This window comes from Streptomyces sp. NPDC101191 (genome assembly GCF_044767915.1).
Taxonomy (GTDB): Bacteria; Actinomycetota; Actinomycetes; order Streptomycetales; family Streptomycetaceae; genus Streptomyces.
In genome coordinates this window covers 264,183-284,976 of sequence record NZ_JBIWOU010000008.1, presented here as the reverse complement: position 1 = coordinate 284,976, position 20,794 = coordinate 264,183, and the positions used below count along the sequence as shown (strand labels likewise).

Below are 20,794 nucleotides of genomic sequence, written 5' to 3'. Positions count from 1 at the left end.
GAGCTCAGCGGTCCGTCGAGACAGCCCAGACGTACCGGTGCTCGGGGCGGCCGGTCTCGCCGTACTTCAGCGAGAGCCGCACCCGGCCGGTCCGTTCCAGGAGCTTGAGGTAGCGCTGGGCGGTCTGCCGGCTCACGCCGGCCCGCTCGGCGATCTCCTGAGCCGACAGCGGTCCGTCCGCCGCGAGCAGCACCTGACGTACCAGCTCGGCCGTCGTGGGGGAGTGACCCTTCGGCAGCTCGGGCTCGACCGCGCCGGCCGAGAGCTGGGCGAAGATCCGGTCCACCTCGGCCTGTTCGGCCTCGCCACCACCGTCCAGGGTCCGCCGCAGAGCCGCGTAGGCCTCCAGCTTGGCGCGCAGGCCGGCGAAGCTGAACGGCTTCACCAGGTACTGCAGGGCGCCCTGGCGCATCGCCGCCTGCACGGTCGCCACGTCGCGGGCGGCGGTCACCATGATCACGTCGCACGGGCGGCCGAGGGTGCGCAGCTCGCGGACGACGGCGAGCCCGTTGCCGTCCGGGAGGTAGTGGTCGAGCAGGATCAGGTCCACCGGGGTGTCGGACGCGGCGAGTTCGGCGCTGCGGTCCAGTGCCTCGGCCGCAGAGTGGGCCACGCCGACCACCCGGAAGCCGGGCACCTTGGCCACGTAGGCGGCGTTGATCCGCGCCACGCGCAGGTCGTCGTCGACGACGAGGACGCCGATCCGCGCCGCCCCGCCGGTCATCGTCCCTCCCCGGCCGGTGCGGGCGCCGGTGGCGCGTCGGCCCCGACCGCTGCGTCGGTCAGCGCCTCCGGCAGGACCACGGTGAACTCGGCGCCCCCGTCCGCGCTCGTGCCGACCCGGGCGCCGCCGCCCCGGCGCTCCGCGAGCCGGCGGACCAGGGGGAGTCCCAGGCCTCGCTTGCCGTGTGCCGGCGGTTCCTTGGTGCTCCAGCCCTCGGTGAAGATCAGCTCGCGCCGGTCGTCGGGGACACCGGGGCCGCTGTCCCCGACCCGCAGCACGACCGTCCGCCCCTCGGCCCGCAGATCCACCTCCACGCGCGCGTGGAGGCTGCCGGAGGCGGCGTCCAGCGCGTTGTCGACGAGATTGCCGACGACGGTGACCAGCTCGCGGGGGTCGACGAGCCGGTCCGGGAGCAGCGAGCCGGGAGCGACGCGCAGCGAGACGCCCCGCTCGGCGGCGACGGCCGCCTTGCCGACGAGGAGCGCGGCGAGCAGTGGGTCGTGGACCTTCTCGGTGACCTGCTCGGCCGTGGCGCGGTGCACGCCGACCACCTCGGTGACGAACTCGGCCGCCTCGTCGTACATCTCCAGTTCGAGCAGCCCGAGCAGCGTGTGCATCCGGTTCGCGTGCTCGTGGTCCTGGGCGCGCAGGGCGTCGATCAGTCCCCGTGTCGAGTCCAGCTCGCGGCCGAGACGCTCCAGCTCGGTGCGGTCGCGGAGGGTGGCCACGGCGCCGCCGTCGTCCGTGGGCATGCGGTTGGCGATGAGCACCCGGCTGCCGCGGACGGTGACCAGGTCCTCGCCCGTGGCCCGGCCCGCGAGCACATCGGCCGTCCGGCCTTCGCCCAGGACCTCCTCCAGCGGGCGCCCGGTGGCCTCGGGCCCGAGACCGAGCAGCCGCTGCGCCTCGTCGTTCAGCAGGCGGATCCGGCCGGTCCGGTCGAGGGCCACGACGCCCTCGCGGATGCCGTGCAGCATCGCCTCGCGTTCGGCGAGCAGTGCCGAGATGTCCGAGAAGGCCAGGTCGTGGGTCTGTCGCTGGAGCCGCCGGGAGATCAGGTACGCGGCGAGCGCGCCCGCCGCCAGGGCCCCGCCGGCGTAGCGGAGGAGGCCGGGGATGGCGGCCACGAGCCGGTCGCGGACGCTGTCGTACTCGATGCCCACCGAGACGGCGCCGACGATCTCGCCGCGGGAGTCCCGCAGCGGCGCCTTGCCGCGGGCCGAGCGCCCCAGGGTTCCGCTGTCGATCTCCATGACCGCGTGGCCGGCGAGCACGTCGCTCGGGTCGGTGGAGACCACCTTGCCGATCCGCTCGGGGTCGGTGTGCGACCAGCGCACCCCGTGGGTGTCCATCACCACCACGTACTCGGCGCCGGTCGAGCGCCGGATCCGCTCCGCCTCCGTCTGCACGGGCCCCCGGGCGGACGGGCGGGTGGTCGCCACCTCGGCGGCGACCTGCGGGGAGGCCGTGGTCTGGGCGATGGCGAGGGCGCGGCGCATGGCCTGGTCGTCGAGCTGGGCACTGAGCGGGGCCAGGAACAGGCCGGTCGCGAGCACCGTCACCCCTGTCGCGATGGCCAGCTGCATCAGCAGGACCTGCGAGAACACCCGCCGCGGCCACCCGAACCGGCGCCGGCGGACGGGCGGCCGCGCGGAGGGGCTGGATGCGGGGCTCATGGCGGAAACGGTACGGGTGAGGGGGCGCCGACCGGAAATGCCGCCTCTGCCCCGGCCGGGACCGCCGGTGCCGGGATCCGCGCCGGCGCCTGCCTATCCTGGGGCCTTCGCGGTCGAGGGACCGACCGCGGGCACCACCCGTACCCACCGAAGGCCCGGAGGCTCGACCCGTGACCACCCAGCAGATCCCCGTCGTCGTCCTGGCCGGGTTTCTCGGGGCGGGGAAGACCACCCTGCTCAACCATCTGCTGCGCAGCGCGCGCGGCACGCGGATCGGGGTCATGGTCAACGACTTCGGGGACATCGGCATCGACGCCATGACCGTGGCCGGACAGGTCGGCTCCACCGTCTCGCTGGGCAACGGCTGTCTGTGCTGCGCGGTGGACGCGAGCGAACTCGACGAGTACCTGGAGGTGCTGACCCGTCCCGAGGTCCGGCTGGACGTGATCGTGATCGAGGCCAGCGGTCTCGCCGAGCCGCAGGAGCTCGTCCGCATGGTCCTGGCCAGCGACAACGAGCGGATCGTCTACGGCGGCCTGGTCGAGGTGGTGGACGCGGCCGAGTTCGCCGCGACCCGCGACCGGCACCCGGAGACCGACCGCCATCTCGCGGCCGCCGATCTCGTCGTCGTGAACAAGGCCGACCGCGTGGCGCCGGACGCCCTCCGTACGGTGCGGGACACGGTCGCCGGGCTGGCCCCGCGAGCGGCGGTGATCGAGGCCGCACACGGGCGGATCGATCCCGAGCTGCTCTTCGACCGGGTCGTGCCCGAGGACGAGATCGCGGGCCAGATGTCGATCGAGGACATTCTCTACGGCTCCGGGGACGACGAGCACGCCCACCCGCACGCCGCCTACGAGACGGTCTCGCTGGCGACCGCGACGCCTCTGCATCCCCGTCGGCTGATGGCCTTCCTGGACTCCCGTCCCGAGGGCCTCTACCGGATCAAGGGCTTCGTCGACCTCGGCGCCGCCGACCCGGCCAACCGCTACGCCGTCCACGCCGTCGGCCGCTTTCTGCGCTTCTATCCCGAGCCCTGGCCCGCCGGCGAGGAGCGCCTGACCCAGCTCGTCCTCATCGGCTCCGGCGTCGACGCCGCGGCGCTCCGCAAGGAGCTCTCCGGCTGCGAGCTCGAAGGCCCGCAGGACGTGCCGGACGAACACAGCATGTGGGGCGTCCTGCGTTACGTGCAGCAGGCCGATGAGGAGCCGGGCGAGGTGCCGGCCGAGTAGGCGGCCGAGGAGCCGGACCGGCCCCCGGACCGGCCCGTGGGCCGCCCTCAGACGGCGGCCCATGCCGGGACCGGTGCGCCCACGGCCGCGAGGTAGGCGTCGAGGCCGTCCGTGGTCTCGCCGGCCCAGCCCACGTAGCCGTCCGGGCGGATCAGGAACAGGCCCCTGCCGTACGCCTCGTACCCGGCGAGCCGGGCCGTCCGCACCTGTTCCGATGCGGATGCCGGGAGCGGGACACCGACCGCGAGCAGGGTGAAGTGCGGTCCGCGGAAGAGGTCGAACAGGCGGCCCTCGCCGCACGGTCCGTCCGGGGCACGGTCGCCCGCTTGCAGGGCGCCCTGGGGGAGTCCTTCGCGGGTCTCCACGGCGAGGGCCGAGTCCCGGTAGCCGAGCATGAGCTGCTGGACCTCCTCGCCGCGCTGGGCGTTCGCGCCGTCCGAACTCGCCCGGTGGATGCGGGTGCTGATGCCGAGGACGTCGGCGGCGACGGGCATCCGCTCGGACTCGTAGGAGTCGAGCAGGGCCGGCGGGGCGCCGTGCCGCAGCACCTGACCGAGCTTCCATCCCAGGTTGTAGGCGTCCTGGATGCTGGTGTTGAGGCCCTGGCCGCCGGCCGGGGAGTGCACATGGGCCGCGTCGCCCGCGAGGAACACCCGCCCGGCGCGGAAGCGGTCCGCCATCGCGGCCCGCGCACGGAAGTCCGAGGCCCACAGCACCTCCACGACGTCCGCCTCGGTGAGGGGGGTACGGGCGGTGAGGAGTGCGCGCACCGCCTCGGGCGAGGTGTCCACGGCCGCCGTCTCGTCCTCGGAGGCGGCGATGAGCTGGAAGCGGTCGCTCCCGGGCAGCGGGCACAGCGCCACGGCACCGCCCGGCGCCTTGAGCCAGATGTGCCAGTTGCCCCGGTCGACGATCGTGTCGGGAGAGAGCCGGACATCGGCCACGAGCATCGGGCGGGGGTCGACGGTCTCGCCGGTCATGCCGATGCCGAGCGCCTTGCGGATCGTGGACCGCCCGCCGTCCGCCGCCACCAGATAGGCGGCCCGCAGGGTCTCGCCGGTGGACAGGTCCGCCTCGACGCCGTCCTCGGACCGGCGGAGCCCGGTGAGGGCGGTACCGAACCGGACGTCGCCGCCGAGTTCGGTCAGCCGCTCGTACAACAGCTCCTGGGTCCGGGACTGCGGGATGAGCAGGGTGTTCGCGTACGGGACCTGCTCGCTCGGCTCCGAGCGCTTGAGCATGTCCCACTCGGCGAGGCGCTCGGTGCCCTCCCAGCCGAGCATCCGCGGGTAGAGCGAGCTCGCCGCCCGGATCGCGGGCAGCACGCCGAGGTCGTCGAGGACTTCCAGGCTGCGCGGCTGGATTCCCTTGCCGCGCGAGCCGGGGAAGAGTCCCTCCCCCTTCTCGACGAGCACCGCGCGCACCCCGCGGCGGGCCAGATCGATGGCGAGCACCAGTCCGGTAGGCCCCGCTCCGACGATGACGACGTCCGTGTCCATGTTCGCTCCTCCGAGCCCTTAACGCCGTTAAGTTCCGACATGGAGAGCATCCCCTTAACGGCGTTAAGCTGTCAAGGGGATACCGTGACGGTGTGGCGACGAAGAAGACGACCCGGCTGCAACCCGAGACAGTGGCGGAGACCGCCCTGCGCCTGCTGAACGAGCGGGGGCTCGACGGACTGACCCTGCGCGCCATCGCCCAGGAGCTGGACGTCCAGGCGCCCGCGCTCTACTGGCACTTCAAGAACAAGCAGGCGCTGCTCGACGAGATGGCGACCGTGATGTACCGGCAGATGGCCGCCGACCCCGCGGCCCGGCCGCCCGGCGACGTGAGCTGGCAGGAGCGGATCCTCGCGGCCAACCGCGGCCTGCGCGCCGGGCTGCTGCGCTACCGCGACGGCGCCAAGGTCTACAGCGGCGCACGGTTCACCGGCACCGACCACGCCGCCGACATGGAGGAGCAGCTCGGCGCGCTCGTCGAAGCGGGCTTCTCGCTGCGAGACGCGGTCCGGGCCAGCACCACCGCGTACATGTACACGCTCGGCTTCGTCACCGAGGAACAGGGAACCGAGCCGGTGCCCGGGCAGCCCCGGGAGGGTATGGACGTCGGCGAGCGCGCGGAACGCCTCGCCGCGTTCCCGCTCGCGGCGGCCGCCGGGGCGGAGATCTTCGCCGACTACGACGGCCGCTTCGAGGAGGGGCTGCGCCTGATCGTCGCCGGCATCGCGGCGACCTACGCGCCCGGCGCCTGACACGACGACGCCCCCCCGCACCGCGCCGGTCGCGCGGAACAGGGGGCGTACGGGAGCGACCCGGGCCGGCTAGCTCACCGGGCCGGCCACCACGTCCACCGGGTTCCCCAGCGGCGTGCCAGAGCCGTCACGGCGCGGGTCGAGCTCGGGAAGCTCGGCAGGGTTGCCGTTCTTCTGTGCGGCGCGGGCCGGGGAGGCACCCGCCCAGGCCAGGATCAGGACGTCCTCGCCCTTCAGGAAACGCTGGCAGCGCACGCCGCCGGTCGCCCGGCCCTTGCGCGGGTACTGGTCGAACGGCGTCAGCTTCGCGGACGTGGCGGCCGAGGCGTCCAGCGTGCCCGTCGCACCGGCGACCGTGAACACCACGGCCTCCGCCGCCGGGTCCACCGCGGTGAACGAGATGACCTCGGCGCCCGGGGTCAGCTTGATGCCCGCCATGCCGCCGGCGGGCCGGCCCTGCGGCCGCACCTGGGAGGCCTGGTAGCGGAGCAGCTGGGCGTCGGAGGTGATGAAGACCAGGTCCTCCTCGCCCGTCCGCAGCTCGGTCGCGCCGACGATCCGGTCACCGTCCCTGAGGGTGATGACCTCCAGCTCGTCCTTGTTCGCCGGGTAGTCCGGCACCACCCGCTTGACCACGCCCTGCAGGGTGCCGAGAGCCAGACCCGGCGAGGCCTCGTCGAGGGTGGTCAGGCACACCACGGTCTCGTCCGCCTCCAGGGAGACGAACTCCGACAGCTGCGCGCCGCCGGCCAGGTTGGGAGCGTTCGCCGTGTCGGGGAGCTGCGGCAGGTCGATCACCGCCAGCCGCAGCAGCCGGCCGGCCGAGGTGACGACGCCGATGTCACCGCGCTGGGTCGCCGCGACCGCCGAGACGATCACGTCGTGCCTGGTCCGCTTGCCTTCCTCGGCGGCTGGCAGCTCCGCGGTCACCGTACGGGCCAGCAGGCCCGTCGAGGACAGCAGCACCCGGCACGGGTCGTCCGCGACCTCCAGGGAGACGGCCGTGACCGGCGCGCCCGCCGACTCCAGCAGGACCGTGCGCCGGTCGGTGGCGAACTTCTTCGCGACCGCCGCCAGCTCCGCCGAGACCAGCTTGCGCAGCTCCGCGTCGGACTCCAGGATCCCGGTCAGCTCGTCGATCTCGCCGTTGAGGCGGTCGCGCTCGCTCTCCAGCTCCAGCCGGTCGAACTTGGTCAGCCGGCGCAGCGGGGTGTCCAGGATGTACTGCGTCTGGATCTCGCTCAGGGAGAAGCGCTCGATCAGACGCGCCTTGGCCTCCGCCGAGTTCTCGCTCTCCCGGATCAGCCGGATGACCTCGTCGATGTCGAGGAGCGCGACGAGCAGACCCTCCACCAGGTGGAGCCGGTCGCGCTTCCTGCCGCGGCGGTACTCCGAACGCCGCCGGACGACGTCGAAGCGGTGGTCGAGGTAGACCTCCAGGAGCTCCTTGAGGCCCAGCGTGAGCGGCTGGCCGTCGACCAGCGCCACGTTGTTGATGCCGAAGGACTCCTCCATGGGCGTCAGCTTGTACAGCTGCTCCAGGACGGCCTCCGGCACGAAGCCGTTCTTCACCTCGATGACCAGGCGCAGGCCGTGGTTGCGGTCGGTGAGGTCCTTGACGTCGGCGATGCCCTGGAGCTTCTTCGAGCCGACCAGGTCCTTGATCTTGGAGATGACCTTCTCGGGTCCGACCGTGAAGGGCAGTTCGGTGACGACGATGCCCTTGCGGCGGGCCGTCACGCTCTCCACGGTGGCCGTCGCGCGGATCTTGAACGTGCCGCGGCCCGACTCGTACGCGTCCTTGATGCCGGACAGGCCGACGATCCGGCCGCCGGTGGGCAGGTCGGGACCCGGCACGAAGCGCATCAGCGCCTCCAGGTCCGCGTTCGGATGGCGGATCAGGTGCCGGGCGGCCGCGATGACCTCGCCCAGGTTGTGCGGGGGCATGTTCGTCGCCATGCCGACCGCGATTCCGGACGCGCCGTTGACCAGCAGGTTCGGGTACGCCGCCGGGAGCGCGACCGGCTCCTGCTCCTGGCCGTCGTAGTTCGGCGTGAAGTCGACGGTGTCCTCGTCGATGGAGTCCGTCATGAGGAGGGCCGCCGGGGCCATCCGCGACTCCGTGTACCGCATGGCGGCCGGCGGGTCGTCGTTGCCCAGGGAGCCGAAGTTGCCGTGGCCGTCGACGAGCGGCAGGCGCATCGAGAAGGGCTGCGCCATGCGCACCATCGCGTCGTAGATCGACGCGTCGCCGTGCGGGTGCAGCTTGCCCATGACCTCGCCGACGACACGGGCGCACTTCACGAAGCCGCGCTCGGGCCGCAGCCCCATCTCGCTCATCTGGTAGACGATGCGGCGCTGCACGGGCTTCATGCCGTCGCGGGCGTCGGGCAGGGCGCGCGAGTAGATCACCGAGTACGCGTACTCGAGGAAGGAGCCCTGCATCTCGTCAACGACGTCGATGTCGAGGATTCGCTCCTCGAACGCGTCGTCCGGCGGCGGTGTCTTCGTGCTGCGGCGGGCCATCGCGGCTGCGGCTCCTTCACCAACAAGGTTGATCTGACGCGGACCATTGTGGACCGTGCCACCGACAACGCCGACCGCGACCCGGAAGAGGGACATCACGAACGGGCGGGAACTTCGCCAGGTGTCGGCGCGCTTGCATACAGTGGCAGGACTTTTCCACATCGCGATCGAAGGGACGTACATGCCCATGGGTCACACGGCCACGGCCGAGGCCGGCTCCGGCGGCCTGACAGCGACCGAGCACCGGCTGGCCAACGGCCTGCGCGTGGTGCTGTCCGAGGACCACCTCACCCCGGTCGCCGCGGTCTGCCTCTGGTACGACGTCGGCTCGCGGCACGAGGTCCAGGGCCGCACCGGGCTCGCCCACCTCTTCGAGCACCTGATGTTCCAGGGCTCGAAGCAGGTCCACGGCAACGGGCACTTCGAGCTGGTGCAGGGCGCCGGCGGCTCGCTCAACGGCACGACGAGCTTCGAGCGCACCAACTACTTCGAGACCATGCCCACGCACCAGCTGGAGCTCGCGCTCTGGCTGGAGGCCGACCGCATGGGCTCGCTGCTCGCGGCCCTCGACGACGAGTCCATGGAGAACCAGCGGGACGTCGTCAAGAACGAGCGCCGCCAGCGCTACGACAACGTGCCGTACGGCACCGCCTTCGAGCGCCTCACCGCGCTCGCGTACCCCGAGGGCCACCCGTACCACCACACCCCGATCGGCTCGATGGCCGACCTGGACGCCGCCACCCTGGAAGACGCGCGGAACTTCTTCCGCACGTACTACGCGCCGAACAACGCGGTGCTGTCGGTCGTCGGCGACATCGACCCGGAGCAGACCCTGGCCTGGGTCGAGAAGTACTTCGGCTCCATCCCCGGCCACGACGGCAAGCCCGCGCCGCGCCCCGGCGACCTGCCCGAGGTCATCGGCGAGCAGCTGCGCGAGGTGATCGAGGAGGAGGTCCCGGCCCGCGCGCTGATGGCCGCCTACCGCCTGCCGCACGACGGCACGCGCGCGTGCGACGCGGCCGACCTGGCCCTGACCATCCTCGGCGGCGGCGAGTCCTCCCGCCTGCACAACCGCCTGGTCCGCCGCGACCGCACCGCCGTGGCCGCCGGCTTCGGCCTGTTGCGGCTCGCCGGCGCGCCCTCGCTCGGCTGGCTGGACGTCAAGACCTCCGGCGGCGTCGAGGTCCCGCAGATCGAGACCGCCGTCGACGAGGAGCTGGCCCGGTTCGCCGCCGAGGGCCCGACGCCCGAGGAGATGGAGCGCGCCCAGGCCCAGCTGGAGCGCGAATGGCTGGACCGGCTCGGCACGGTCGCCGGCCGCGCCGACGAACTGTGCCGCTACGCGGTGCTGTTCGGCGACCCGCAGCTCGCCCTGACCGCCGTGAACCGGGTCCTCGAGGTCACCGCCGAGGAGGTGCAGGAGGTCGCCAAGGCCCGGCTGCGCCCCGACAACCGCGCCGTCCTGGTCTACGAGCCGGTGGGCACCGAGAACGCCGACGACAGCGACGAGGAAGAGGGAGCGGACCAGTGACCGACGCTGCCGCGTCTTTGACGAGCATGACCTTCCACCCGCAGCCCCAGCCGGGCGCGGCCAGGCCCTGGGCCTTCCCGGCCCCCGAGCGCGGCGCGCTCGACAACGGCCTGACCGTGCTGCGCTGCCACCGCCCCGGCCAGCAGGTGGTCGCCGTCGAGATCTTCGTCGACGCCCCCCTCGACGCCGAGCCCGAGGGCCTGGACGGCGTCGCCACGATCATGGCCCGGGCCCTGTCCGAGGGCACCGACCAGCGCTCGGCCGAGGAGTTCGCGGCCGAGCTGGAGCGTTGCGGCGCCACCCTCGACGCGCACGCCGACCACCCCGGCGTGCGGGTCTCCCTCGAGGTCCCGGTCTCCCGGCTGCCCAAGGCGCTCGCCCTGCTCTCCGAGGCCCTGATCGCCCCGGCGTTCGCCGAGTCCGAGGTCGAGCGCCTGGTGCGCAACCGGCTCGACGAGATCCCGCACGAGACGGCCAACCCGGCCCGCCGGGCCGCCAAGCAGCTCTCCAAGGAGCTGTTCCCGGCCGCCGCGCGCATGTCCCGGCCGCGCCAGGGCACCGAGGAGACCGTCGAGGCGATCGACGCCGCCGCCGTCCGCGCCTTCTACGACGCGCACGTGCGGCCGGCCGCCGCCACCGCCGTGGTCGTCGGCGACCTCACCGGCGTCGAGCTGGACAAGGTGCTCGACGAGACCCTGGGCGCCTGGACGGGTGCCCCGGCGGCGCCGCGTCCGATGCCGTCCATCACCGCCGACGACACCGGCCGGGTCGTCATCGTGGACCGTCCCGGCGCCGTCCAGACGCAGCTGCTCATCGGCCGCGTCGGCGCCGACCGGCACGACCGTGTGTGGCCGGCCCAGGTGCTCGGCACGTACTGCCTCGGCGGCACCCTCACCTCCCGCCTGGACCGCGTCCTGCGCGAGGAGAAGGGCTACACCTACGGCGTGCGCGCCTTCGGCCAGGTGCTGCGCTCCGACGGTGAGGGCCACGGCGCCTCGATGCTCGCCATCAGCGGCTCCGTCGACACCCCCAACACCGGTCCGGCACTTGACGACCTGTGGAAGGTGCTGCGCACGCTCGCCGCAGAGGGCCTGACGGACGCCGAGCGCGATGTCGCCGTGCAGAACCTGGTGGGCGTCGCCCCGCTCAAGTACGAGACGGCCGCCTCCGTCGCGGGCACGCTGGCCGACCAGGTCGAGCAGCACCTCCCGGACGACTTCCAGGCGCAGCTCTACGCGCGCCTCGCCGAGACGGGCACCGTGGAGGCGACCGCCGCCGTGGTCAACGCCTTCCCGGTGGACCGCCTCGTCACGGTCCTGGTCGGGGACGCGTCGCAGATCGAGGAGCCGGTGCGCGCCCTGGGCATCGGTGAAGTGCGTGTCGTCACGGGCTGATTGAGCTCCGGTCACGCACGGAGGAGGACCCCCGCGACCTGGTTCGCCGGGGTCCTCCCCTTTGCCCGTATTGGGAGCGGCTGTGGGCTAATGACCTGTGGCATGTCTAACAAATCCGCTGCCGTGTTTGGCGATTGACAGAAGATCGGCCTAGCGTCGATCCGGCTGTCCGGCCATTGCACGACGCCGCATCCGCGGCAACGGACAGTCATCGCCGAGTCCCCGTAAGGCGCGAGCCTGGGGAGCCGGGGACCCACCCGTAGTCCCCTGGGGTGAATCGGACGCCTTCGCGCCACGCGGAGGGGCCCGTAGGAGACCTTCCTGCTCCAAACCCGTCAGCTAACCCGGTAGGCGAGAGGGAAGGAAAGGATCAGCCACTACATGGCGTTCACCCGTGCCACCGGGAAGCATCGTGGTCCGAGCCGTCTGGCGCGCCGCAGCGCGGGCGTCGCCGGCGTGGCGACCTTCGCCACCGCAGGCGTCATCGGCACCCTCGCCTCCCCGGCGCTCGCCGCCGACACGGAGCAGCCCTCCGTCGAGGACACCGGTCTCACCCAGGTGATCACCGAGGAGTCCCTCGCCCAGCGGGTCGACGCCCAGGCCTCCGCGCAGGAGAAGGAGGCCTACGAGGCCGCCGCCCGCGCCAGGGCCACCGCCGAGGCGAAGCGCAAGGCCGAGGCCCGCGCCAAGGAGATCCGGGCCGCCAAGGAGCGCGCCGCCCGCGAGGCCGAGCGCAAGCGCCTGGCGTCCTTCCAGCTCCCCGTCTCCGGCTCCTACGTGAGCACCGGCTACAAGACCGGCGGCTCGCTCTGGTCCTCCGGCAGCCACACCGGCATCGACTTCCACGCCGCCTACGGCACCAAGGTCGTCTCCGTCGGCTCCGGCACCGTCGTCGAGGCCGGCTGGGGCGGCGCCTACGGCAACAACATCGTGATCCGGATGAACGACGGCACGTACACGCAGTACGGGCACCTCTCCGCGATCCAGGTCTCCGTCGGCCAGACGGTCACGCCGGGCGAGCGGATCGGCGTCTCCGGCTCCTCCGGCAACTCCACCGGCCCGCACCTCCACTTCGAGGCGCGCACCGGTGCCGAGTACGGCTCGGACATCAACCCGATCAGCTACCTCCGCTCGCGCGGGGTGAACGTCTGACGGTCGCATCCCGTGCGAAAGCCCCGGCTCGAAACGAGCCGGGGCTTTTTTGCGTCCCTTTCCGTCGGGCGGCATCGGAAATTCCCGCGTCCTGCAATAGAGTCGCCGGACAGGCGCCGCTCGATCTGGATTCGCGCGGACAAAAGCGGAGGTCGGACATGCGCATTCCCGCGCACTCGGTATGCACGGCGATCCGGGACGACATCGTCTCCGGGGTGTACGCGCGGGGAGCCAGACTGACGGAGGAACAGCTCGCCCGCCGCTACGGCGTCTCCCGCGTCCCGGTCCGCGAGGCGCTGCGCACCCTGGAGTCCGAGGGCTTCGTGGTCAGCCGCCGGCACGCCGGCGCCCATGTCGCCGAGCCCACCGCGCAGGAGGCCGCCGACCTGCTCGACATGCGCTCCCTGCTGGAACCCCTGGGCGCCGCCCGGGCCGCGCAGCGGCGCACCGAAGCCCACCTCAAGGTGCTGCGCGGCCTGGTCAGACTGGGGCAGGAACGGGCCAGGCGCGGCAGGGGAGAGGATCTGGCCTCGCTGGGCGGCTGGTTCCACGAGACGCTGGCGCAGGCCTCGGGCAGCCCGTCGCTCACGACGCTGCTCACGCAACTGCGTTACAAGATCGCCTGGATGTACGCGGTGGAGCCCTCCGAGCGGCCCGTGGAGGCCTGGGCCGAGCACGGCGCGATCGTGGACGCGGTCGCGCGCGGGGACGCCGAGCGGGCCCGGAACCTGACCGCGCTCCACGGGGAGCACGCGGTGGCGCTGCACCGGCTGAAACAGGCGGACCGGCCCCGTGTGAGGGTTTCGCAACACGTCGTCAACATGGCGGGCCCCCGGAATTAACACGCGCGCCGTATACAAAGAACCGAGGAATTCCTCGGCGCAATTCGGCACGCCTGAATTCTTCGGCGGCATGCCGTGACGGTCCTCCGGCTGCCCGAAATTCTTCGACCTCGCCGAGAAGAGGCAAAAGAAGCCGTGCCCTCCGGAATTCCGGAGGGCACGGCTTCCTCGCGATCCGCCGTCGGGGAGGAGACGGCTCAGACGGTCTCGGGGAGCTCCTCGAGACCCTCGGCCACCAGCTTCGCGAGGCGCTCGAGCGCGGCCTCGGCGCCATCGGCGTCCGAGGCGAGCACGATCTCCTCGCCGCCCTGGGCACCCAGGCCGAGCACCGCGAGCATCGACGCGGCGTTGACCGGGTTGCCGTCGGCCTTGGCGATCGTCACGGGGACGCCGGCGGCCGTGGCGGCACGGACGAAGATGGAGGCGGGGCGGGCGTGCAGGCCCTCGGCCCAGCCGACGTTGACGCGGCGCTCAGCCATGGTGGTTGCCCTTCAACTTTCAGCGGTTGTCTAGACCAGTCTCTCACGGGTGGCGACGTGCTCCTACCGACCTTCGACCCGGGTGCGGGAGGGCCCCTCGGCCCTCCTTACCTTGCACGGCGGGCAAGCGGCGCGCGACCGGTGCCACCGTCGTACCCCCGCCGTAGGCTTGGCCCATGCAGAGCGCGTCGGAGCAGTCGGAGCAGTCGGAACACGCATACCCCGACCACTGGGAGGCGGACGTCGTCCTCCGCGACGGCGGCACCGCGCGCATCCGGCCCATCACCGTCGACGACGCCGACCGGCTGGTCAGCTTCTACGAGCAGGTCTCGGACGAGTCGAAGTACTACCGCTTCTTCGCCCCCTATCCGCGCCTCTCCGCCAAGGACGTCCACCGCTTCACCCACCACGACTTCGTGGACCGCGTCGGGCTCGCGGCGACCGTGGGCGGCGAGTTCATCGCCACCGTGCGCTACGACCGCATCAACGAACTGGGGCGCCCCGCCTCCGCCCCCGCCGACGAGGCCGAGGTCGCCTTCCTCGTCCAGGACGCCCACCAGGGGCGCGGCGTCGCCTCCGCCCTCCTGGAGCACATCGCGGCCGTCGCCCGGGAGCGCGGGATCCGGCGGTTCGCCGCCGAGGTGCTGCCCGCCAACACGAAGATGATCAAGGTCTTCACCGACGCCGGCTACACCCAGAAGCGCAGCTTCGAGGACGGATCCGTCCGCCTCCACCTCGACCTCGAACCCACCGACCGCTCGCTCGCCGTCCAGCGCGCCCGCGAACAGCGCGCCGAGGCCCGCTCGGTGCAGCGGCTCCTCGCCCCCGGCTCCGTCGCCGTCATCGGCGTCGGCCGCGCCCCCGGCGGCGTCGGCAGGACCGTGCTCCGCAATCTCCTCGACGCCGGCTACACCGGCCGCGTCCACGCCGTGAACGCCGCCCTGGGGGAGGGCCCCCACGAGCTGGAGGGGGTCCCCGCCGTCCGCTCCGTCGCCGCCGTCGGGGAGCCCGTCGACCTCGCCGTCGTCGCCGTCCCCGCCGAGCGGGTCCCCGAGGCCGTCGCCGACTGCGGAGAGCACGGGGTCCGCGGCCTCGTCGTCCTCTCCGCCGGATACGCCGAAAGCGGGGCCGACGGCCGCGAACGCCAGCGCGCACTGGTGCGCCAGGCCCGCTCGTACGGCATGCGGATCATCGGGCCCAACGCCTTCGGGATCATCAATACGGCCGAGTCCGTCCGGCTGAACGCCTCCCTCGCCCCCCAGATGCCGGCCGCCGGACGGATCGGGCTCTTCACCCAGTCCGGCGCCATCGGCATCGCCCTGCTCGCCGGACTGCACCGGCGCGGCGCCGGCCTCTCCGCCTTCCTCTCCGCGGGCAACCGCGCCGACGTCTCCGGCAACGACCTCCTCCAGCACTGGTACGACGACCCCGCCACCGACGTCGTCCTCCTCTACCTGGAGTCCATCGGCAACCCCCGGAAGTTCACCCGGCTCGCCCGCCGGACCGCCGCGCTCAAGCCCGTCGTGGTCGTCAAGGGCGCCCGGCACAGCGGCAGCGCCCCGCCCGGCCACCGCGTCCCGGTCACCCGTATCCCGCACGCCACCGTCTCCGCCCTGCTGCGCCAGGCCGGCGTCATCCGCGTCGACACCGTCACCGAACTCGTCGACGCGGGCCTCCTCCTCGCCGACCAGCCCCTGCCCGCCGGCCCCCGCGTCGCCATCCTCGGCAACTCCGAGTCCCTCGGCCTGCTCACCTACGACGCCTGCCTCACCGAGGGCCTGCGCCCGCTGCGCCCCCTCGACCTGACCACCGGAGCCACCCCCGCCGACTTCCGCGCCGCGCTCACCGCCGCCCTCGCCGACGACGCCTGCGACGCCGTCGTCGTCACCGCCATCCCCTGGGTCGGCGAGAACGGCGCCACCGAGTCCGGCGACGGCGAGGTCCTCGCCGCGGCCCTCCGTTCCGCCGTCGCCGCCGCCCCCGGCCCCGCCAAGCCGGTCGTCGTCGTCCACGTCGAGATGGGCGCCCTCGCCGAGGCCCTCTCCGCCGCCACCCGCACCCGCCCGGCCGGCCGCACCGCCCCCGTCGCCTCCTCCCCGGCGGGCGCCGCGGCCCCGGCGACGGGGGAGCCGCGCACGGAGACCGAGACGGACACGGCGACCGAGCCCGCTCCGGCGCAGGCCCCCGCACCCGGCCCCATCCCCGCCTACCCCGCCGCCGAGCGCGCCGTCCGCGCCCTCGCCGAATCCGTCCGCTACGCCCAATGGCGCCGCCAGAGCGCCGCGGACCCCGGGCGCGTGCCCGAGTTCGACCGCATCGACGAGACCGGTGCCGCCGCCCTCATCGAGCGCAGCCTCGGCGAGCCGCAGGCCGACCCCCGGGGCGTCACCCTCGGCCTCGACGCCACCCTGGAACTGCTCGGCCGGTACGGCATCGAGGTGCTGCCCACCCTGCCCGCGCCCACCCCCGACGAGGCCGTCCGCGCCGCCGCCCGCCTCGGCTTCCCCGTCGCCCTCAAGACCACCGCGCCCCACCTGCGCCACCGCCCCGACCTCGGCGGCGTCCGGCTCGACCTGGCCACCGAGGAGCAGCTGCGCACCGCGTACGGCGAGCTCACCGAGACCCTCGGCAAGCCCGAGGAGCTCCAGCCGGTCGTCCAGGCGATGGTGCCCCGCGGCGTCGACACCGTCGTCCGCTCCGCCATCGACCCCGCCGTCGGCGCCGTCCTCTCCTTCGGCCTCGCCGGCGCCGCCTCCGAACTCCTCGGCGACATGTCCCACCGGCTCGTTCCGGCCACCGACCGGGACGCCGCCGAGCTGGTCCGCTCCATCCGCACCGCCCCCCTCCTCTTCGGCTGGCGCGGCGCGGCCCCCGTCGACACGCCCGCGCTGGAGGAGCTCCTGCTGCGCGTCTCCCGGCTCGTCGACGACCACCCCGAGGTCGTCGCCATCTCCCTCGAACCCGTCGTCGTCGCGCCCCGCGGCCTCTCCGTCCTCGGCGCCACCGTCCGCCTCGCGCCGCCGCCGCCCCGCACCGACCTCGGCCCGCGCCGTCTGCCGAGCTACTAGAGAGACCGTGAGATGACCGAGCCGACCAGCCCCGCCGGAGGGCCGGAAGGGGCCCCGCAGCCCCGTAGGATGGAGTCCATGGCGAAGACCGGTACGACGACCCAGGGGCTGCGCGCGGCGATCGAGCGCAGCGGCTACTACCCGGCCCTCGTGGCCGAGGCGGTGGAGTCCGCCGTCGGCGGCGAGGCCGTCACGTCGTACGTGGTCCACCAGGAGACCACCTTCGACGCCAACGAGGTCCGGCGCCACGTCACGGTCCTCGTCCTCACGGCCAACCGTTTCATCGTCAGCCACACCGACGAGCAGTCCGCCGACAACAGCTCCCCGACGCCGTACGCCACGACGTCCACCGAGTCCGTCAAGCTCGACCGGATCTCGTCGATCGTCGTCAGCCGTGTCGTCGCCAACCCCGAGTCGTACACCCCCGGCACCCTGCCCCGCGAGGTCGTCCTGACCATCGGCTGGGGCGCGGTCTCGCGCATCGACCTGGAGCCGGCCGCCTGCGGCGACCCCAACTGCGACGCCGACCACGGCTACACCGGCAACTCCACCGCCGACGACCTCAGCCTCCGGGTCAGCGACGCCGGCGACGGCCCCGACACCGTCCGGCAGACCCTGGCCTTCGCCCAGGCGCTCTCCGAAGCCACCGCCGCCACCGCGGTCGCCCGCTGATGGCCCAGCCCGCCACGCTCGCCCAGGGCTGGCCCGACGAACCGGTGCCGCTGGACCCCGCCGCGGCCCCGCTCCCCGAGTACGGCAGCGGGTCGCTCGGCGACCTGCTCCCGACGCTCGTCGCCGGGCAGGGAGTGCCCGGCTGCGAGGCGCGGATCGCCGAGCTCGCGCCCGCCGACCGCAACTGCGTCTTCCTCATCGACGGACTCGGCTGGGAGCAGATCAAGGCCCACCCGGACGAGGCCCCGTACCTCACCTCGCTGCTCGCCACCTCGCGCGGCGGCACCGGGCGCCCCCTCACCGCCGGCTTCCCCGCCACCACCGCGACCTCGCTCGCCTCGGTCGGCACCGGGCAGTTCCCCGGCGCCCACGGCCTGCCCGGCTACACGGTGCGCAATCCCGACACCGGCGAGCTGATGAACCAGCTCCGCTGGAAGCCCTGGACCCCGCCGCGCGTCTGGCAGCCGTACCCCACCGTCTTCCAGCTCGCCGACGAGGCCGGTGTCCACACAGCCCAGGTCTCCTCGCCGATCTTCCAGGAGACCCCGCTCACCAAGATCGCGCTGAGCGGCGGCACCTTCCTCGGGCGGCTCTCCGGCGAGGAGCGCATGGACTGCGCCGCCGAGCAGCTCGCCGCAGGCGACCGCGCGCTGGTCTACACGTACTACAGCGAGCTCGACGGCGCCGGACACCGCTTCGGCATCGACTCCGACGCCTGGCGCGGCCAGCTGATGTTCGTCGACCGGCTCGTCCAGCGGCTCGCCGAACAGCTGCCGCCCCGCTCGGCCCTCTACGTCACCGCCGACCACGGTATGGTCGACATCCCCTTCGACGAGGACCACCGGATCGACTTCGACGAGGACTGGGAGCTGCGGGCCGGTGTCGCCCTGCTCGGCGGCGAGGGCCGCGCCCGCCACGTCTACGCCGTTCCCGGCGCCGAGGCGGACGTCCTCACCTGCTGGCGCGAGGTCATCGGCGACCGCTTCTGGGTCGCGAGCCGCGACGAGGCCATCGAGCTCGGCTGGTTCGGCGACCGGATCGACGAGCGGGTCTACGGCCGGATCGGCGACGTGGTCGCCGCGGCCGAGGGCGACCTCGCCATCACCGCCTCCGTCAACGAGCCGAACGAGTCCGCCATGGCCGGCATGCACGGGTCCATGACCCCGGCGGAGCAGCTCGTCCCGCTGCTCGAAGTCCGCACCTGAGGCCTCCGCCACCACCCGCCTCCGCCCCTCGCCCCCTTCCCTCTCCGATCTCGAAAGGTCCTCGACCTCCCATGCCCGAGCTGGTGTTCTTCTCCGGAACGATGGACTGCGGAAAGAGCACCCTCGCTCTTCAGATCGAGCACAACCGCTCCACCCGTGGCCTCCAGGGCATGATCTTCACGCGGGACGACCGCGCCGGCGAGGGCAAGCTCTCGTCGCGGCTCGGCCTGGTCACCGACGCCGTCGAGGCCGCCGAGGGCTTCGACTTCTACGCCTACCTGGTCGCCCATCTGTCGAAGGGCGGGCGCTGCGACTACGTCATCGCCGACGAGGCGCAGTTCCTGGCGCCCGAGCAGATCGACCAGCTGGCCCGGGTCGTCGACGACCTGGAGCTCGACGTGTTCGCCTTCGGCATCACCACCGACTTCCGCTCCAAGCTGTTCCCCGGATCGCAGCGGCTCGTCGAGCTGGCGGACCGGGTGGAGGTCCTCCAGGTCGAGGCCCTGTGCTGGTGCGGTGCCCGCGCCACCCACAACGCGCGGACCGTCGGCGGCGAGATGGTGGTCGAGGGCGCGCAGGTGGTCGTCGGCGACGTCAACGCGGGTGACGAGGTCGGCTACGAGGTGCTGTGCCGCCGTCACCACCGCCGCCGCATGACGGCCGCCACCGCTCGCGCGGCGGCGCTGTCCCCGGATGTCCTGCCCGTGCCCGACGCCTCCTAGGGAGCGTTCGCGGGGGAGGCCTCCGGCACGCCGTCCACCGGGGACGGAGCGGACGGGCCGTCCTCCTCCGGTACGGCGGGCGCGACCGGCGGAGCGTGGTCACCGGGCCCGACCGGCGGGGCGTGGTCACCGGGCCCGACCGGCGGCGCGCCTCCCCCCGACCCGTCGGCGGGTGCCCCGTCCGCCCCCAGCGCGAGGGACGGGACCGCCCGGAAGCGGCGCCGGTACTCCATCGGTGTCGTGTCGAGCCGCCGCCGGAACGCCCGGATCAGCGTGTCCGTCGTACCGAAGCCGCAGCTGCTCGTGATGCGTTCGAGGGTGGCGTCGGTGGACTCCAGCAGGTGGCGGGCGCGTTCGACGCGGGCCGCCTCGACGTAGGCGCTCGGGGTCGTCCCGAGCTCGGCCTTGAAGATCCTGGTGAGCTGGCGCTCGCTGACGTGGGCGCTCGCGGCGAGCTCCGCGAGGGTGAGCGGGGAGCCGAGACGGCGCGTGACGTAGTGGCGCAGGTCCTCGACGCGCCGGGTGGTGGAGACCGGTTCGAGGGGCACGCTGAACTGGCTCTGGCCGCTGGGCCGCTTCAGATACATCACCAACTGCCGCGCCACGCGCAGCGCCAGCGTCTCGCCGAAGTCGTCGGCGACGAGGGCGAGCGACAGATCGAGGCACGAGCTGATGCCGGCGCCGGTCCACACGTCGCCGTCGCGGATGAAGATCGGGTCGGCGTCGACCTCCACCTCCGGGTGATCCGAGGCGAGTTGCCGCGCGGTGGACCAGTGGGTGGTGGCGCGCTTGCCGTCGAGCAGCCCGGCAGCGGCGAGGATGTGCGCACCGACGCAGACCGAGGCGACGCGCCGGGTCCGCTCGGCCAGGACGCGTACCCAGGCGACCACCGCGGGATCGACCAGGGCGTGCACGCGCCGTTCGCCGTCCACCTCGACGGAGCCGGGCACCAGCAGCGTGTCGATGCTCCTGGCGGCCGCCTCCTCGAAGGTGACGTCGGGCAGCACGCGTACCCCGGCCGCGGTGGTGACCGGCGCCAGGGTCTCGGCGGCGAGGACGACCTCGTAGGCCGCCGCGTCGTCCGTCTCGCGCCGCAGGAGGGCGAACACCTCGGGCGGTCCGGTGACGTCGAGCAGGTCCACCCCTTCGAAGAGGACGATGACGATCAGGCGTCCGACGGTGCTCATGGGTCTCCGCCCGGTGTTCGGCAACGGTGTTCGCATACGCAGGGTAGCCGCGGCCGGCGGCACCGGCTGTTCACCTGAGGTGCGCTCAGGAACCTCCTCGTGCTCGGTCGGGGGTCGCCCGACTCGGAGGTAA

15 protein-coding genes, 1 pseudogene and 1 riboswitch are annotated in these 20,794 nt (G+C 73.1%); of the genes and pseudogenes, 10 read left to right on the top strand and 6 right to left on the bottom strand.

All coding sequences use genetic code 11. The annotated features are described in order from the left end of the window. Positions 1-4: 4 nt before the first annotated feature. A complete protein-coding gene (locus ACIRQF_RS29585; protein ID WP_404096522.1) occupies positions 5-724 on the bottom strand; it encodes a response regulator in 720 nt (239 codons plus the stop codon). Continuing rightward, entirely contained in the window at positions 721-2,400 is a 1,680-nt protein-coding gene (locus tag ACIRQF_RS29580; RefSeq protein ID WP_404096519.1) for an ATP-binding protein, read from the bottom strand. Before ACIRQF_RS29580 ends, ACIRQF_RS29585 begins: the two co-directional genes overlap by 4 nt. 170 nt (positions 2,401-2,570) lie before the next feature. Here ACIRQF_RS29580 and ACIRQF_RS29575 point away from each other — a divergent pair, with 170 nt between their 5' ends. Next, a complete protein-coding gene (locus ACIRQF_RS29575; RefSeq protein WP_382481617.1) occupies positions 2,571-3,632 on the top strand; it encodes a CobW family GTP-binding protein in 1,062 nt (353 codons plus the stop codon). 47 nt (positions 3,633-3,679) lie between these two features. Here the strand turns inward: ACIRQF_RS29575 and ACIRQF_RS29570 are convergent, their stop codons facing one another. Continuing rightward, complete coding sequence (locus tag ACIRQF_RS29570) at positions 3,680-5,131, bottom strand: FAD-dependent monooxygenase (RefSeq protein WP_404096516.1); 1,452 nt, start codon at positions 5,129-5,131, stop codon at positions 3,680-3,682. Between the two features lie 92 nt (positions 5,132-5,223). Between ACIRQF_RS29570 and ACIRQF_RS29565 the strand changes: the two genes are divergently transcribed. Then, entirely contained in the window at positions 5,224-5,883 is a 660-nt protein-coding gene (locus ACIRQF_RS29565) for a TetR/AcrR family transcriptional regulator C-terminal domain-containing protein (RefSeq protein ID WP_376628643.1), read from the top strand. A 69-nt stretch (positions 5,884-5,952) separates the two neighbouring features. On the opposite strand, the gene ACIRQF_RS29560 is transcribed toward ACIRQF_RS29565, so the two are convergent. Then, the gene (locus ACIRQF_RS29560; RefSeq protein ID WP_382481623.1) at positions 5,953-8,409 is read right to left on the bottom strand and encodes a DNA topoisomerase (ATP-hydrolyzing) subunit A; all 2,457 of its coding nucleotides are present in this window, start codon (positions 8,407-8,409) and stop codon (positions 5,953-5,955) included. Between the two features lie 181 nt (positions 8,410-8,590). Between ACIRQF_RS29560 and ACIRQF_RS29555 the strand changes: the two genes are divergently transcribed. The 4 genes from ACIRQF_RS29555 (at position 8,591) to ACIRQF_RS29540 (ending at position 13,328) form a co-directional block, all read left to right on the top strand. Beyond that, complete coding sequence (locus tag ACIRQF_RS29555) at positions 8,591-9,940, top strand: M16 family metallopeptidase (RefSeq protein ID WP_376628647.1); 1,350 nt, start codon at positions 8,591-8,593, stop codon at positions 9,938-9,940. 26 nt (positions 9,941-9,966) lie between these two features. Further along, positions 9,967-11,334, top strand: a complete 1,368-nt coding sequence (locus tag ACIRQF_RS29550) for a M16 family metallopeptidase (RefSeq protein WP_376629178.1) — start codon at positions 9,967-9,969, stop codon at positions 11,332-11,334. A 202-nt stretch (positions 11,335-11,536) separates the two neighbouring features. Next, positions 11,537-11,703: riboswitch (cyclic di-AMP (ydaO/yuaA leader) on the top strand. Between the two features lie 12 nt (positions 11,704-11,715). Further along, on the top strand, positions 11,716-12,486 hold the full coding sequence (locus ACIRQF_RS29545; RefSeq protein WP_404096513.1) for a M23 family metallopeptidase: 771 nt from the start codon (positions 11,716-11,718) through the stop codon (positions 12,484-12,486). Between the two features lie 158 nt (positions 12,487-12,644). Beyond that, the gene (locus ACIRQF_RS29540) at positions 12,645-13,328 is read left to right on the top strand and encodes a GntR family transcriptional regulator (protein ID WP_404096511.1); all 684 of its coding nucleotides are present in this window, start codon (positions 12,645-12,647) and stop codon (positions 13,326-13,328) included. 197 nt (positions 13,329-13,525) lie between these two features. Here ACIRQF_RS29540 and ACIRQF_RS29535 read toward each other — a convergent pair whose 3' ends face one another. After that, positions 13,526-13,807 carry an HPr family phosphocarrier protein gene (locus tag ACIRQF_RS29535; RefSeq protein WP_376628651.1) on the bottom strand — a complete coding sequence of 94 codons (282 nt, stop codon included), beginning with the start codon at positions 13,805-13,807 and terminating at the stop codon, positions 13,526-13,528. Positions 13,808-13,983: 176 nt separating this feature from the next. On the opposite strand from ACIRQF_RS29535, the gene ACIRQF_RS29530 reads away from it, so the two are divergent. The 4 genes from ACIRQF_RS29530 (at position 13,984) to ACIRQF_RS29515 (ending at position 19,474) form a co-directional block, all read left to right on the top strand. After that, positions 13,984-16,875 (top strand): GNAT family N-acetyltransferase, encoded by a 2,892-nt coding sequence (locus tag ACIRQF_RS29530; protein ID WP_404096509.1) that lies wholly within the window; start codon positions 13,984-13,986, stop codon positions 16,873-16,875. A 78-nt stretch (positions 16,876-16,953) separates the two neighbouring features. Further along, on the top strand, positions 16,954-17,547 hold the full coding sequence (locus ACIRQF_RS29525; protein WP_376628655.1) for a DUF5998 family protein: 594 nt from the start codon (positions 16,954-16,956) through the stop codon (positions 17,545-17,547). Then, positions 17,547-18,752, top strand: a complete 1,206-nt coding sequence (locus ACIRQF_RS29520; protein WP_389750405.1) for an alkaline phosphatase family protein — start codon at positions 17,547-17,549, stop codon at positions 18,750-18,752. The genes ACIRQF_RS29525 and ACIRQF_RS29520 overlap by 1 nt, the downstream gene beginning before the upstream one ends. 71 nt (positions 18,753-18,823) lie before the next feature. Then, positions 18,824-19,474 carry a thymidine kinase gene (locus ACIRQF_RS29515; RefSeq protein WP_376628659.1) on the top strand — a complete coding sequence of 217 codons (651 nt, stop codon included), beginning with the start codon at positions 18,824-18,826 and terminating at the stop codon, positions 19,472-19,474. A 200-nt stretch (positions 19,475-19,674) separates the two neighbouring features. Here the strand turns inward: ACIRQF_RS29515 and ACIRQF_RS29510 are convergent. Then, a pseudogene (locus tag ACIRQF_RS29510) lies at positions 19,675-20,661 on the bottom strand (GlxA family transcriptional regulator); the annotation flags it as partial. Positions 20,662-20,794 lie beyond the last annotated feature (133 nt).